We start from the raw sequence: 14,442 nt of genomic DNA on the forward strand, positions 1-14,442 counted from the left end.
AGCAAAGAGCGTCCACAGGGCGTAAGGGGAAGATGCTCGATGACTGCTGAAACACTGGCTCCAGAAGACTCCATATTGCCGCTGTCCCAGGCGCTGTTGCTGCCCAGGATCGCGATCGAAAGCACTTCACCCGTGATCGACGGCGGCGAATTTGCCGTCAAGGCCGTGGTGGGCCAACGCGTCAACGTCACCAGCAAGGTATTCGCCGATGGCCACGACAAGCTGGCCGTATTGATCCGTTGGCGTGCGCTGCATGAAGAAAGCTGGCACAGCGTGGTCATGAACGACGTGGGCAACAATGGCTGGGAAGGGGCGTTTACCGTCACCGTCCAGGGCCCTCACGAATACTGCATCGAAGCCTGGATCGATACCTTCGCCAGCTTCTGCTATGAACTGCGCAAAAAACATGAAGCCGGGGTGCCGGTCAGCCTGGAGTTGCAGGAAGGCCGCAGCCTGGTGCTGCAGGCCGCCGAACGCAGCGACAACGAACTGCGCGACCGCCTGATGCTGTTGCACCACGAACTCTCCGGTTTGCTGGAAACCGAGCAGGTCGCGCTGTTTTTGCACGAAGACAGTGCACACCTGATGACCCAGGCCGACCACCGCGCCTACTTGAGCATCAGCACCGTCTACCCGATTGATGTGGAGCGCGAGGCGGCGCAGTTTGCCAGTTGGTACGAGCTGTTTCCCCGTTCGATCACCGACGATCCGGCCCGCCACGGTACGTTCAACGACGTGCACTCGCGCCTGTCGATGATCCATGACATGGGGTTTGACGTGCTGTACTTCCCGCCGATCCACCCGATCGGGCGCAGCCACCGCAAAGGCAAGAACAATTCCCTGACCGCAGGCCCCGATGATCCGGGCAGCCCCTATGCCATCGGCAGCGAGGAGGGCGGCCACGAGGCCATCCACCCGCAGTTGGGCAGCCGTGATGACTTCAGGCGCCTGGTCAAGGCCGCCGCCGAGCATGGTCTGGAGATCGCCCTGGATTTCGCCATCCAGTGCTCCCAGGACCACCCGTGGCTCAAAGAACACCCAGGCTGGTTCAATTGGCGCCCGGACGGCACGATCAAATATGCCGAGAACCCGCCAAAGAAGTACCAGGACATCGTCAACGTCGACTTCTATGCCGCGGATGCGATCCCAGGCCTGTGGACCGAGCTGCGCGACATCGTGGTGGGCTGGGTGGAAGAGGGCGTGAAGACCTTTCGCGTCGACAACCCCCACACCAAGCCGCTGCCCTTTTGGCAGTGGCTGATCGCCGATGTACGGGCAAAGCATCCCGAGGTGATTTTCCTCGCCGAGGCGTTCACCACCCCGGCGATGATGGCGCGCCTGGGTAAGGTCGGTTACTCCCAGAGCTACACCTACTTCACCTGGCGCAATACCAAGGCCGAACTGGCCGAATACCTGGCGCAATTGAACGAGTCGCCGTGGCGCGAATGCTACCGGCCGAACTTCTTCGTCAACACGCCGGATATCAACCCAGGCTTCCTGCATGAGTCCGGGCGCCCAGGTTTCTTGATCCGCGCCGCGCTGGCCACTATGGGTTCGGGCCTGTGGGGCATGTATTCGGGGTTTGAGCTGTGTGAGGCGGCACCGGTGCCGGGCAAAGAGGAATACCTGGACTCGGAGAAATACGAGATTCGCCCTCGGGACTTTACCGCACCCGGCAATATCATCGCCGAGATCGCCCAGCTCAACCGCATCCGCCGCCAAAACCCGGCCTTGCAGACCCACCTGGGGCTGAAGCTCTACAACGCCTGGAACGACAATATCCTGTACTTCGGCAAGCGCAGCGAGGACGGCAGCAACTTCATTCTCGTAGCCGTCAACCTCGACCCGTTCAATGCCCAGGAGGCCCACTTCGAGTTGCCGTTGTGGGAATTGGGCCTGCCGGAAGATGCGCAGACCCAGGGTGAAGACCTGATGAACGGCCATCGCTGGACTTGGTATGGCAAGACCCAGTGGACGCGGCTGGAGCCGCAGATGCCGTTCGGGATCTGGCGCATCAGCACCTCCTGAGCCTGGTGAAGATCAACATGTGGGAGGGGGCTTGCCCCCTCCCACATTGACCCGGTTCAGTCTGCACGATTTTCGAGTATTTCAGGAGTTTCCAATGGCGAAGAAACCCAAGGCTGCCACCTTCATCAAAGACCCGCTCTGGTACAAGGACGCGGTGATCTACCAGGTTCACGTCAAATCCTATTTCGACTCCAACAACGACGGCATCGGTGACTTTCCCGGCCTGATCGCCAAGCTCGACTACATCGCCGACCTGGGTGTCAACACCATCTGGCTGCTGCCGTTCTACCCCTCGCCACGCCGCGATGACGGCTATGACATTGCCGAATACAGGGGCGTGCACAGCGACTACGGAACCATGGCCGATGCCCGGCGCTTTATCGCCGAAGCCCACAAGCGCGGGTTGCGGGTCATCACTGAACTGGTGATCAACCACACCTCCGACCAGCACCCGTGGTTCCAGAGGGCACGCAAGGCCAAGCCGGGCTCGGCGGCGCGGGATTTCTACGTGTGGTCCGATGACGATCAGAAATACGACGGCACCCGCATCATTTTCCTCGACACCGAAAAGTCCAACTGGACTTGGGACCCGGTCGCCGGCCAGTACTTCTGGCACCGCTTCTATTCCCACCAGCCGGACCTCAATTTCGACAACCCGCAGGTGATGAAAGCCGTGCTGTCGGTGATGCGCTACTGGCTTGACATGGGCATCGACGGCCTGCGCCTGGACGCCATCCCCTACCTGATCGAGCGCGATGGCACCAACAACGAAAACCTGCCGGAAACCCACGACGTCCTCAAGCAGATCCGCGCCGAGATCGACGCCCATTACCCCGACCGCATGCTGCTCGCCGAGGCCAACCAGTGGCCGGAAGACACGCAGCTGTATTTCGGCGACCGCAAGGGCGATGACGGCGATGAGTGCCACATGGCGTTCCACTTCCCGCTGATGCCGCGCATGTACATGGCGCTGGCCCAGGAGGATCGCTTCCCCATCACCGATATCCTGCGCCAGACCCCGGAGATCCCCGCCAATTGCCAATGGGCGATCTTCCTGCGCAACCACGATGAACTGACCCTGGAAATGGTCACCGATAAAGAGCGCGACTACCTGTGGAACTACTACGCCGCTGACCGCCGCGCACGCATCAACCTGGGCATTCGCCGGCGCCTGGCGCCCCTGATGGAGCGTGATCGCCGCCGTGTCGAGTTGCTCAACAGCCTGCTGCTGTCGATGCCCGGCACGCCGACCCTGTATTACGGCGACGAAATCGGCATGGGCGACAATATCTACCTCGGCGACCGCGATGGCGTGCGCACGCCGATGCAATGGTCCATCGACCGCAACGGCGGTTTCTCCCGCGCCGACCCGGCCAGCCTGGTGCTGCCACCGATCATGGATCCGCAATACGGCTACCTGTCGGTCAACGTCGAAACCCAGGCCCAGGACCCGCACTCGCTGTTGAACTGGACCCGCCGCATGCTGGCGGTGCGCAAGCAGTCCAAGGCGTTTGGGCGCGGCAGCCTGAAAATGCTCTCGCCAAGCAACCGCCGCATCCTGGCGTATACCCGCGAATTCACCGGCGAAGACGGGCGCAACGAAATCATCCTGTGTGTGGCCAATGTCTCGCGCAGCGCCCAGGCGGCCGAGCTGGACCTGTCGGCCTTTGCCGGCATGGTTCCGGTGGAGATGCTCGGCGGCAATGCGTTCCCGCCCATCGGCCAACTGAATTTCCTGCTGACCCTGGCGCCGTATGGCTTCTATTGGTTCGTGCTGGCGGCGGAAAACCAGATGCCCAGCTGGCACGTGGAGCCGGCGCAAAGCATGCCGGACTTCACCACCCTGGTGCTGAAAAAACGCATGGAAGAGCTGCTCGACGAACCGTGTCGCACCACCCTCGAACAGACCTCGCTGCCCGCCTGGCTGCCCAAGCGCCGTTGGTTTGCGGGCAAGGACACCGCCATCGACAGCGTACGCATCGCCTACGGTGTGCGCTTTGGCGACCCGCAGCACCCGGTCTTGCTCAGCGAGCTTGAGGTGACCGCCGGTGGCCAGGTCAGCCGTTATCAGCTGCCGTTCGGTTTTCTTGGCGAAGACCAGTTCACCAGCGCCTTGCCGCAACAGTTGGCCCTGGCCCGCGTACGGCGGGTGCGCCAGGTCGGCCTGGTGACGGACGCCTTCAGCCTGGAGCACTTTATCCGCGCGGTGATCCAAGGTCTGCAGGCCGGTACCGTGTTGAACGGCAGCGACGGCGACCTGCGTTTTGAAGCCACGCCACACTTGGACACGCTGCAACTGACGGACGAGTCGCCGGTGCGTTACTTGTCTGCCGAGCAGTCCAACAGCTCGGTGGTGGTGGGCGAGAGCCTGGTGCTCAAGCTGATCCGCAAAGTCAGCGCCGGGGTGCACCCGGAGCTGGAGATGAGCGCCTACCTGACGCAGGCGGGTTACCCGAATATCTCGCCGCTGATGGGCTCGGTGATTCGCCGTGATGGCGCCGGCGAGGACAACCTGCTGATGATCGCCCAGGGCTACTTGAGCAACCAGGGCGACGCCTGGAGCTGGACCCAGAACAACCTGGAGCGTGCGATTCGCGATGAACTGGCCGAGGCCATCTCCGAACAGGAACAGCATTACAACGCATTGGGCGAGCTGGCGGACTTCGCCGGGCTGCTCGGCCAGCGCCTGGGTGAAATGCACGGGGTACTGGGCGCCAAAACGACCAATAAGGACTTCAAGCCCGAACCGACCAGCGCCAAGGATACCCAAGCCTGGGCCAAGGACGTTGGCGCGCAGATCGACCGTGCATTGCAATTGCTCAAGCTGCATCAAAGCCAATTGAACCCTGCCGATCAGGCGCTGGTCAGTGAATTGCTGGCGCAGAAAAAAGCCATCGGCACGCATGTCCAGGCGCTGGCGAAAGCCACCTTGGGCGGGCTGCGCATTCGGGTTCATGGTGACTTGCACCTGGGCCAGGTGCTGGTGGTGAAGGGCGATGCCTACCTGATCGACTTTGAAGGCGAACCCGCGCGGCCGCTGCATGAACGGCGCGGCAAGCACAGCCCGTATAAAGATGTGAGCGGCGTGTTGCGCTCCTTTGACTATGCGGCGGCCATGGCCTTGAACGTACAAGGGGTGGATCACTCGCCCGCAGCGGACCAGGCGCGCAGACGCGTGACCGATCGCTACCTGAAAGAGGCCCGCCAGGCATTTATCCAGGCTTATCAGGCCGCTGCGTCTACACTGGCGCATGACTGGCAGGATGCCAAGGGCCAGGACGCCGCGCTGACGTTGTTCAGCCTGGAGAAGGCCGCGTATGAGGTAGCGTACGAAGCGGAAAACCGTCCGACCTGGTTGCCGGTGCCCTTGCAGGGCTTGCACGGGTTGTTGAGCGGGATTACATCTAAATCGAACACTGCACGCGGTGGGGAGACGTCATGAGCTTTACGAATAAAGAACCGCTGCAACCTAAGTTGACAGCCATGCCGGCGTCCAAGGACGTCGAAGCGCTGGTGCGCGCCGAGCACCACGACCCGTTTTCCATTCTCGGGCCACACGATGACGAGCAGGGCGGGCAATTTATCCGCGCGTTCCTGCCGGAAGCCTTGAGTGTCCAGGTGCTGAGCCGCGATGGCGGTGAACAGATCGGCAGCCTGGATGCGACCCAGGTGCCGGGCCTGTTCGTCGGGCAGTTCAACACCCGCCAGGCGTACTTGCTGAAAATCCAGTGGGCCGGTGGCGAGCAGATCACCGAAGACCCTTACAGCTTCCAGCAACTGTTGCTGGGGGAGATGGACCTGTACCTGTTCGCCGAAGGTAACCACCGTGACCTCAGCAGTTGCCTGGGGGCTCAGGTGACCAGCGTCGATGGCGTAGACGGCGTGCGTTTTGCCGTGTGGGCGCCGAATGCGCGGCGGGTCTCGGTGGTGGGGGACTTCAATATCTGGGACGGCCGCCGCCACCCGATGCGCCTGCGGCATCCGTCGGGCGTGTGGGAAATCTTCATTCCACGCCTGCAACCTGGCGCCGCCTACAAGTACGAAATCCTCGGTGCCCACGGGATTCTGCCGCTCAAGGCCGACCCGATGGCGCTGGCGACCCAGTTGCCACCCGATACCGCCTCGAAAGTCGCCGCGCCGTTGCAGGTGGACTGGCAGGACCATGAGTGGATGCAAGCGCGGGTCGAGCGCCAGAAGGCCACGGCGCCGCTGTCGATCTACGAGCTGCATGTGGGTTCCTGGCAGTGCGAGCTGGATGAGGCCGGCGAAGTGGCGCGCCAATACACCTGGCGCGAGCTGGCCGAGCGGTTGGTGCCGTATGTGCAGCAACTGGGCTTCACCCACGTTGAATTGATGCCGATCATGGAACACCCGTTCGGCGGGTCGTGGGGTTACCAGGCGCTGTCGCAGTTCGCACCGACGGCGCGTTTTGGCTCGCCGGAGGACTTCGCCTATTTCATCGACGCGCTCCATCAGGCCGATATCGGCGTGATCCTCGACTGGGTGCCGGCGCATTTCCCCACCGACACCCACGGCCTGGCGCAATTCGATGGCACTGCGTTGTATGAATACGCCAACCCGCTGGAAGGCTTCCACCAGGACTGGGACACGTTGATCTACAACCTGGGCCGCACTGAGGTGCACGGCTTCATGCTGGCCTCGGCGCTGCATTGGCTCAAACACTTCCATATTGACGGGCTGCGCGTGGATGCGGTGGCGTCAATGCTGTACCGCGACTATTCGCGCAAGGCCGGTGAATGGGTGCCCAACCGCCATGGCGGGCGCGAGAACCTGGAAGCCATCGACTTCCTGCGCCACTTGAACGACGTGGTGGCACTGGAAGCGCCCGGCGCCCTGGTGATCGCCGAAGAGTCCACTGCCTGGCCCGGCGTCAGCCAGCCCACCCAACAGGGCGGCCTGGGCTTCAACTACAAGTGGAACATGGGCTGGATGCACGATTCTTTGCATTACATCCAGCAAGACCCGGTCTACCGCGCCCACCACCATAACGAGCTGAGCTTCGGCCTGGTGTATGCGTGGTCCGAGCGTTTCATCCTGCCGATTTCCCACGATGAAGTGGTGCACGGCAAGCACTCGCTGATCGACAAGATGCCCGGCGACCGCTGGCAGAAGTTCGCCAACCTGCGCGCCTACCTGACATTCATGTGGATGCATCCGGGCAAGAAGCTGCTGTTCATGGGCTGTGAATTCGGCCAGTGGCGCGAGTGGAACCACGACCAGCAACTGGACTGGTACTTGCTGCAGTACGCCGAGCACAAAGGCGTGCAAAAGCTGGTGGGTGACTTGAATCGCCTGTATCGCGAGGAGCCGGCCCTGCACGAGCAGGACGATGCGCCCCAGGGTTTCCAGTGGCTGATCGGCGACGACGCGATCAACAGCGTCTACGCCTGGCTGCGCTGGAGCAAGGACGGCAAGCCGGTGCTGGTGGTGGCCAATTTCACCCCGGTGCCCCGTGAGGCCTACAAGGTGGGCGTACCGTTCGGTGGGCGTTGGAGCGAGGTGATCAACAGCGACGCCGACACCTATGCGGGTTCCAATTATGGCAATGGCGGTGGCGTGTTCACCGAGGATGAACCACGCCATGGGCAACCGGTGTCGCTGTCGTTGAACCTGCCACCGTTGGGGGTGCTGATTTTGCGACCTGAGGCGAGTTAAAGGCTCTACCTTGCTGGATTCAGTTGTCCACGCTGCTGGCAGGGTGCCACAATGGCGCCTTTGTCATGGCAGTCGAATCAGGCGAATTTCATGAATGGCCTTGGGCATGGGCAGGACCAGGATTGCTTTATAGAGGCACAGGTGCGAACCGACCGTTTGCACCAGTTGTTTCGCCAGTCATTTGCAGCCATTTTCGGCAGCTACATGGCGGCCGCCATGCTCTGCTGGCTGTGCTGGGAGCGCTTCGATCACACGTCCATGCTGGTGTGGCTGGTGCTGCTGGGCGCCTCGTCGCTGCTGCGGGTCAAGATGTTCCTGGACTGGTTTCGCTGCCCCAACAGCGAACGCACCCCGGACCGCTGGGAGCGCCGCTACTGGGTCACGCTGGTATTGTCCGCGAGCATTTGGGGGGCTGGGGCACTCGCGCTGATGCCCCCCGATGATCGGTTGTCCCAGGCGCTGGTGATGCTGTTCACCGTGGGGATGTCGGTCAGTGCGGTGTCGTGTTATTCGGCCTATCGCTATATGACCCTGGTGTCCATCGGCCTGGTGTTGCTGCCGTGCACCCTGTGGCTGTTGTTCCAGCCGACATCGATGCAGGTGGGTATCGGTATCGCGGTCCTGGTGTTTTCCACGTTTGTGGCCAGTGCCACGCGCAAGTTGTCCGATGCACTGGAGAAAGCCTTTCGCCTGACCCGGCAAATGGAACGGGCCCATAACATCTCGACCCGTGCCGCACAGACCGATGAGCTGACCGGCCTGATGAACCGCCGGGCATTTTTCGAACATGCGCAATTGCTGTATGCGCAATGCCGTCATAACCAGCAGCCGCTGTGCGCGCTGATGATGGACATGGACCACTTCAAGCAAATCAACGACACCTATGGGCACCAGGCCGGCGATCAGGTGTTACGCCAGATTGGCGGGGTGATCAGTGCGTCGTTCCGCAAGGCCGATGTGTATGGCCGTTTGGGCGGCGAAGAGTTTGCCGTGTTGTTGCCCAATACGTCGTTGGACACCGCGCGCACTATCGCCGAGGGCCTGATCAAGGCTATCGCCGGTTTGGCCGCCGAGCCGGTCAAGGGGCTGTCAGCCAGCCTTGGGGTGGCGTTCACCCATGCCGTGGACGAGGACCTGCACGGCCTGATGAACAGCGCCGACAAAGCGCTGTACCGGGCCAAGGCGCTGGGCCGCAACCAGGTGGCCGTGGCGGAGTAGGGCGCGGCTCAGTCCTTGTGCATGGCCTTGATCAATACCCGCGAAACCTGCTCGGCAGAGTAAGGCTTGGGCAGGAACTCGAAGCCGTCATAGCCATTATCGGCCAGCTCTTCGCTGTAGCCCGAGGTCAGTATCACTGGCAGGTCCGCCCGACGCTGGCGCAACAACTTGGCCATGGCGACGCCGGTGATACCGGGCATGACCACGTCGGAGAAGATTACATCGAAAGCCCTCCCATCGTGCCCGGCAAGGGTCAGGGCCTGTTCGGCATCGGTCACCCAGGTGGCCTGGTAGCCCAGGTCTTGAAGAATCTGGCTGGCAAACCGCCCGATCTCCAGGTTGTCCTCCACAATCAGCACCCGGCACTGTGATGTGTCGTGGGACGAAGCCGGCGCTTCCTCGCAGGGGGGCGGCAGTGCTGCTTCGGCTTCGACCTGGGGCAGATACAAGGTGAATACGCTGCCTTGGCCGGGCGTGCTGGTCACATCGATATTGCCCCCCGACTGCTTGGCGAAGCCGAAGACTTGCGACAGGCCCAGGCCGGTGCCTTTACCCACCGCCTTGGTGGTGAAGAACGGCTCGAAAATGCGTTCGACGGTGTCTTCGGGAATGCCGGGGCCGGTATCGGCGAGCGAAATGGCGACATACGCCTTACCCGACCCGGCGTCGCCGCGAATGTGGGGCAACGGCTGTGCCCCGAGGACCTTCAGGGTCAGGGTGCCCTGGCCCTCCATTGCGTCCCGTGCATTGAGGGCGATGTTGATCAGTGCGGTTTCAAACTGGCTGGCATCAATCCGCGCAAAACACGGCTGCGAAGGCATCTCGACACGTACATGAATACGCGCGCCTGTGACGCTCTCCAGCATCTCGCCGATGTTCTGTACGCGCTGGCCCACGTCGAAGACTTCCGGGTTCAGCGGTTGGCGGCGGGCAAAGGCGAGCAATTGGCTGGTTAACTTGCTCGCCCGCTCTACGGTATCCGCCACTGCGCCCATATAGCGCTGGCGACGCTGTTCCGGCAGGTCTGGCTGACGCAGGAAGTCCACCGATGAGCGAATGATGGTCAGCAGGTTGTTGAAGTCATGGGCCACGCCGCCGGTGAGTTGGCCGATGGCTTCGAGTTTCTGCGACTGGCGCAGCGCGGCTTCGGCCTTGGCCAGCGCCAGGGTGCGTTCTTCGACGCGCTGTTCGAGAGTGGTGTTCAGTTCGGCATAGGCCGCCAGGCCCTTGCGCACATCGGCATCGGCACGCACGCGCTCGATATGCGCCCATGAGCGCTCGGTGACTTCCCGCAACAGGGCCAGGTCGTAGGGTGACCAGGGGCGTGGGTTTTTGTCATGGACGGCCATCAGGGCCGTCAGGCGACCGTTCTTGATCAGCGGCATGCAGATCGTCGCCGTCACCCCCAGGGCCTGGAAGGTGGCGGACTCTGCGGGCGGCAACTCGCGCAGATTGTCGTGGATCACCAGGGGCTCGCCGGCGCGCAGGCAGTTGACGGCCATCTCGCCGAACGCCGCCAGGCTGTAGCGGCCGATGATGCTGGGCGAGCCGGGCGCGGTCCAATTGTCTCGAATGGTAAAGCCGTCTTCATCGGCGTCCATGTCGGCGTAGGCGCAATTGCTCACCTGCAGGTGTTCGGCCAGCAACCGGGTGGTGCTGGTCATGATGGCTTCGGCATCGGCGGCGTTGGCCACCGCGTTGCCGATGGCGTCCAGCACCGCCAGGCGGCGTGCCAGGAACACCGTGGCGGTGGTCTCGGTGACGGTGTCGAGCATGCCGACCACCTTGCCTTGGGGATCGCGGATCGGGCTGTAGCAGAAGGTGAAGTACGCCTGCTCCCGCCTCGGGCCGCGTTCAATCACCAGGGGAAAGTTTTCGATATAGGTGGCGTGGCCCTCGAAGGCGGCGTTGGCGATGGGGCTGACGTCATCCCACACCTCGGCCCACACTTCGTTGAACGGGCGCCCCAACGCATAGGGCTTGCTGCCCAGGATCGGGATAAACGCATCGTTGTAGAGCGTGATCAACTGGGGGCCCCAGACAATCGCCTGGGGAAAGCTCGACGCGAAACACAGCGCGACCGTCGTCTTCAAAACGTCTGGCCACTGCTCCAATGGACCGAGAGGTGAATTGGCCCAATCATGCTGGCGCACCTGTTCGGCCATGTCGCTGCTGCTTTGCAGCCAATTCATCATTCGGGAAACACCTTGTTTTTCAGAATCTTCGGCGCGCCTGTCAGGATCCGGCGCAAAGCTACAGACCCGCTTGAGCGCTACCAGTTCAGCCGAATTATCCGATAGATGGCAATTTGATTCTCCGCTCGCTTGAATAGCCCGAGTTCAGCGCTATCGGACGATTACCCCACCTTATTGCGCGCCGAATAAACCCGTCCAGTAAATGCCCGCGTCACTCTTCGGGTCCATGGCATAGGCTGCGCCCAATTCGCGAAATTGCGGGTTCATCAGGTTGGCGCAATGACCCGGGCTGGCGAGCCAGCCGTCGACCACCTTGCGCGGGGTGTCCAGGCCGGCGGCGATGTTTTCGCCGATGTTCTTCGCGATATACCCGGCCAGTTCGGCGCGGTCGCCAGGCGTGCGGCCGTCGTGGTCCAGGTGGTCGAAGAAATTGCCGTTGGCCATGTTGCGCGTGTGGCTGTTGGCGGCCCCGGCCAACGCCTCGTTCCACGACAATGGTGTGGTCGCGGTAAACGCCTGGGTGCCGCACTGGCGCGGTTGTGTACGGGCGGCATTGATCAGGTCGAGCAGCTTGCGGCCTTCGGTTTGCCAATCGCCCAGGCCGCTGGACAGCAACGGGCGGGCCAGCACGATGCGCCAATCCTGGCCGCTGTTGCTCACGCCGATGTCGACGAATTGCGGGTCCAGCACCACCCTGCAGAAACTCTCGCGCACGGCTTTCATGGCTGCCTGGGCGTCCTTGGGCCCGGACAGGCTGATGGCCTGCACATTGACCATCGGGTAAGCGGCCCGCGCTAGGGCCTGCTGCAGGTCGCCGACGTTACTGGCCGGCAGCACCAGCCGTGTATCGTTGGCCAGCGGTGGCAGTTCCTGGGAACCCTGGTCGCCGCAGCGCTGCACCTGGCTGCGGTACTCGTTGATCTGTTGCACCAACTGACTTTCTTCATTCGCCATCGCGCTGGCGCAGAACACCGTACTGGCGGCCAGCGTCGTAAGACCCATCATCAATGACAGAACGCGCATGGACGTTACCCTTGAGCTTGAAAGTGCCCATGATGCGCGATGTAACCCCGTCTGGCGCAACGCCTTTTTTGTTTTTTTGCCTCAACGGGCATTCTGTGGGGCATTCACGGCGCGGATGCGGCCCGCTGCCATCGCGGTGGCCAGCAGGATCAAGCCCACGGCGACGGTGAAAGTCGCATGCAGGCCACTGGTCACGGATTGCGCGGTGGCGCGGGTGACATCCGGGGTCGCCCAGGCGAACACCGCCCCCAGGGCCGAGGTACCGAAGATCAGCCCGATATTGCGTGACAGGTTGAGCAAGCCTGCGACCGTACCTCGGCGCGCACCGTCTACATCGCACATCACCGCAGTGTTGTTGGCGGCCTGGAACAGACTATAGCCCGCCGTCAGAATCACCAGTCCCGCCAGGTAGGCGATCAATCCCGAAGCCAACGACAACAGTAAGGCCCCGCAAAACAGGATGCTCAGCCCGGCAAAAGTCATAAGGCGCCAGCCCTGGCGGTCGGTGAGACGCCCCGCCGGTACACCGCTGAGCGCCGCGACACAGGGCCCGACGGCCATGGCCAGGCCCATCCCTTGCGGGTCCAGCCCCAGCCCCTTGGACAGGTAGAACGGGCCGACCACAAAGGTCGCCATGATCACCGCCGCTACTAACGCACTCATCGCGAGACTCGTGCGCAATGACGCTTCCTTTAACGGTGACCAGACGCTGGAAGGTGAGCCTGCTTGGCGTCGATCAACCGGCAAGTAGCGCCACGCGAGGCTGGCTGTGAGTAATCCCAAGGGCATGCCCACCAGAAACAGCGCGCGCCAGCCCCACACACTGAGCAATAACCCGCCAGCGGCGGGGCCCATGGCGGTACCGACGGCTGACATCGTGCCCAGCAGGCCCATCACCCGGCCGGTGCGTTCCTTGGGCACCGTGTCGCCGACCATCCCCAGCGCCATGGCCATCATGCTCGCCGCGCCCAAGCCCTGCAGGAGGCGTGCGGCAATCAGCCAGCCCAGCGAGGGCGCGCCTGCACACAGCCCACTGCCCAGCGCAAACAGCAGCAGTCCGGCGAGCAACAGCCGGCGACGGCCCAGGCGATCGCCCATTCGGCCGGCCATGACAATCACTGCCGTGATCGCCATCAGGTAGGCGAGCACCACCCACTGCACGGCATGAAACGACGCATCGAACGCCTGTACCAAGCTGGGCAGGCCGACATTGGCGATGCTGGTGCCGAGGGCGGCGAGCAACATGGACAGCGACAGGCTGGCAAGGCCGCCCCGTGAAGACGTATGCATGGAAGATTCCTTGGGTGGACGCAACTGTCACAAATCTACGACCTCGCCTAACATGGCGGAAGACGCAGGGTTTGCAGTTAATACCTGCGTCAAACGCCTGCTAAGGAGCGCCCATGCCCGACTTTAATCTGCTGATCACCCTGGATGTCTTGCTGGCCGAAGGCAGTGTCGCCCGAGCGGCCAAGCGCTTGCAGTTGAGCCCCTCAGCCATGAGCCGGGCGCTGGCGCGCTTGCGCGAGACCACCGGCGATCCGCTGTTGGTCCGCGCCGGGCGCGGGCTGGTACCGACGCCGCGGGCGCAGGCATTGCGTGAGCAGGTCAGCCGCCTGGTGCAGGACGCCCATGCGGTGCTGCGCCCGGCACACGTCCTGGACCTGGCCCAGGTGGAGCGCACCTTCACCTTGCGCACCAGTGAAGAGTTCGTCGAAAACTTCGGTCCCGCGTTGCTGGCGCGCATCGCACGGGAGGCGCCTGGTGTACGCCTGCGTTTCGTCAGCAAGACCGACAAGGACAGCACGTTGCTGCGCGAAGGCAGCGTCGACTTGGAGACCGGTGTGGTCGACCCCGACGCCAGCCCCGAAGTGCTGACCCAGGCGCTGTTTCGCGACCGTTTGATTGGCGTGGTGCGCAGCGGCCACCCCCTGAGCCAGGGCGACATCAGTGCCGAGCGGTTTGCCCAGGGGCGGCACGTCTACGTCTCGCGGCGCGGGCAGGAGCGCGGCCAGATCGACGATGGGCTTGAAGCCCTGGGCTTGACGCGGCAGATCGGCACCATCGTCGCCGGGTTCGCCACGGCCATCGCCCTGGCCCGCGACACCGACCTGATTGCCTGCGTGCCCGAACGCTACACTGCCCATCAGCGCGAAGGCCTGTACAACTTTGCGTTGCCGTTGACGCTGGCACCGTTCACCGTGGCGATGCTCTGGCATCCACGGCTGGATGCCGACCTGGCCCACCGCTGGTTGCGCGGGTGCGTGCGTGAGGTGTGCGGGCACTGAACGGCCTGCAACAG

General features: G+C 62.9%; 8 protein-coding genes. 5 read left to right on the plus strand and 3 right to left on the minus strand.

Going from position 1 to position 14,442, the window contains the following annotated elements; all coding sequences use genetic code 11:
- Positions 1 to 39: 39 nt before the first annotated feature.
- The 4 genes from J3D60_RS03480 (at position 40) to J3D60_RS03495 (ending at position 8,922) form a co-directional block, all read left to right on the plus strand.
- Complete coding sequence (locus J3D60_RS03480) at positions 40 to 2,028, plus strand: alpha-1,4-glucan--maltose-1-phosphate maltosyltransferase (RefSeq protein ID WP_253489741.1); 1,989 nt, start codon at positions 40 to 42, stop codon at positions 2,026 to 2,028.
- A 94-nt stretch (positions 2,029 to 2,122) separates the two neighbouring features.
- Entirely contained in the window at positions 2,123 to 5,470 is a 3,348-nt protein-coding gene (treS, locus tag J3D60_RS03485; protein ID WP_065941283.1) for a maltose alpha-D-glucosyltransferase, read from the plus strand.
- Entirely contained in the window at positions 5,467 to 7,704 is a 2,238-nt protein-coding gene (gene glgB / locus J3D60_RS03490; RefSeq protein ID WP_065941284.1) for a 1,4-alpha-glucan branching protein GlgB, read from the plus strand. The genes treS and glgB overlap by 4 nt, the downstream gene beginning before the upstream one ends.
- A 51-nt stretch (positions 7,705 to 7,755) precedes the next feature.
- Positions 7,756 to 8,922 (plus strand): diguanylate cyclase, encoded by a 1,167-nt coding sequence (locus J3D60_RS03495; RefSeq protein ID WP_065941285.1) that lies wholly within the window; start codon positions 7,756 to 7,758, stop codon positions 8,920 to 8,922.
- A gap of 8 nt (positions 8,923 to 8,930) precedes the next feature.
- Here J3D60_RS03495 and J3D60_RS03500 read toward each other — a convergent pair whose 3' ends face one another.
- The 3 genes from J3D60_RS03500 to J3D60_RS03510 form a co-directional block, all read right to left on the minus strand.
- Positions 8,931 to 11,117 (minus strand): GAF domain-containing protein, encoded by a 2,187-nt coding sequence (locus tag J3D60_RS03500; protein ID WP_065941286.1) that lies wholly within the window; start codon positions 11,115 to 11,117, stop codon positions 8,931 to 8,933.
- A gap of 171 nt (positions 11,118 to 11,288) precedes the next feature.
- The gene (locus J3D60_RS03505; protein ID WP_065941287.1) at positions 11,289 to 12,140 is read right to left on the minus strand and encodes a CAP domain-containing protein; all 852 of its coding nucleotides are present in this window, start codon (positions 12,138 to 12,140) and stop codon (positions 11,289 to 11,291) included.
- An 81-nt stretch (positions 12,141 to 12,221) separates the two neighbouring features.
- Entirely contained in the window at positions 12,222 to 13,430 is a 1,209-nt protein-coding gene (locus J3D60_RS03510) for an MFS transporter (protein WP_253489744.1), read from the minus strand.
- Between the two features lie 113 nt (positions 13,431 to 13,543).
- Here J3D60_RS03510 and J3D60_RS03515 point away from each other — a divergent pair, with 113 nt between their 5' ends.
- Positions 13,544 to 14,428, plus strand: coding sequence for a LysR family transcriptional regulator (locus J3D60_RS03515; protein ID WP_253489747.1), 885 nt, complete (start codon positions 13,544 to 13,546; stop codon positions 14,426 to 14,428).
- The last annotated feature ends 14 nt before the right edge of the window (positions 14,429 to 14,442 follow it).

The organism is Pseudomonas sp. S3E17, from assembly GCF_024168685.1.
Taxonomy (GTDB): domain Bacteria; phylum Pseudomonadota; class Gammaproteobacteria; order Pseudomonadales; family Pseudomonadaceae; genus Aquipseudomonas; species Aquipseudomonas marginalis.

Bases quoted from the DNA above. Each gene is read 5' to 3' on its own strand.
- J3D60_RS03495 (WP_065941285.1), top strand. From the start codon at position 7,756: ATGGCGCCTTTGTCATGGCAGTCGAATCAGGCGAATTTCATGAATGGC.
- J3D60_RS03510 (WP_253489744.1), bottom strand. From the start codon at position 13,430: ATGCATACGTCTTCACGGGGCGGCCTTGCCAGCCTGTCGCTGTCCATG.
- J3D60_RS03500 (WP_065941286.1), bottom strand. From the start codon at position 11,117: ATGATGAATTGGCTGCAAAGCAGCAGCGACATGGCCGAACAGGTGCGC.
- J3D60_RS03505 (WP_065941287.1), bottom strand. From the start codon at position 12,140: ATGCGCGTTCTGTCATTGATGATGGGTCTTACGACGCTGGCCGCCAGT.
- J3D60_RS03515 (WP_253489747.1), top strand. From the start codon at position 13,544: ATGCCCGACTTTAATCTGCTGATCACCCTGGATGTCTTGCTGGCCGAA.
- glgB (WP_065941284.1), top strand. From the start codon at position 5,467: ATGAGCTTTACGAATAAAGAACCGCTGCAACCTAAGTTGACAGCCATG.
- treS (WP_065941283.1), top strand. From the start codon at position 2,123: ATGGCGAAGAAACCCAAGGCTGCCACCTTCATCAAAGACCCGCTCTGG.
- J3D60_RS03480 (WP_253489741.1), top strand. From the start codon at position 40: ATGACTGCTGAAACACTGGCTCCAGAAGACTCCATATTGCCGCTGTCC.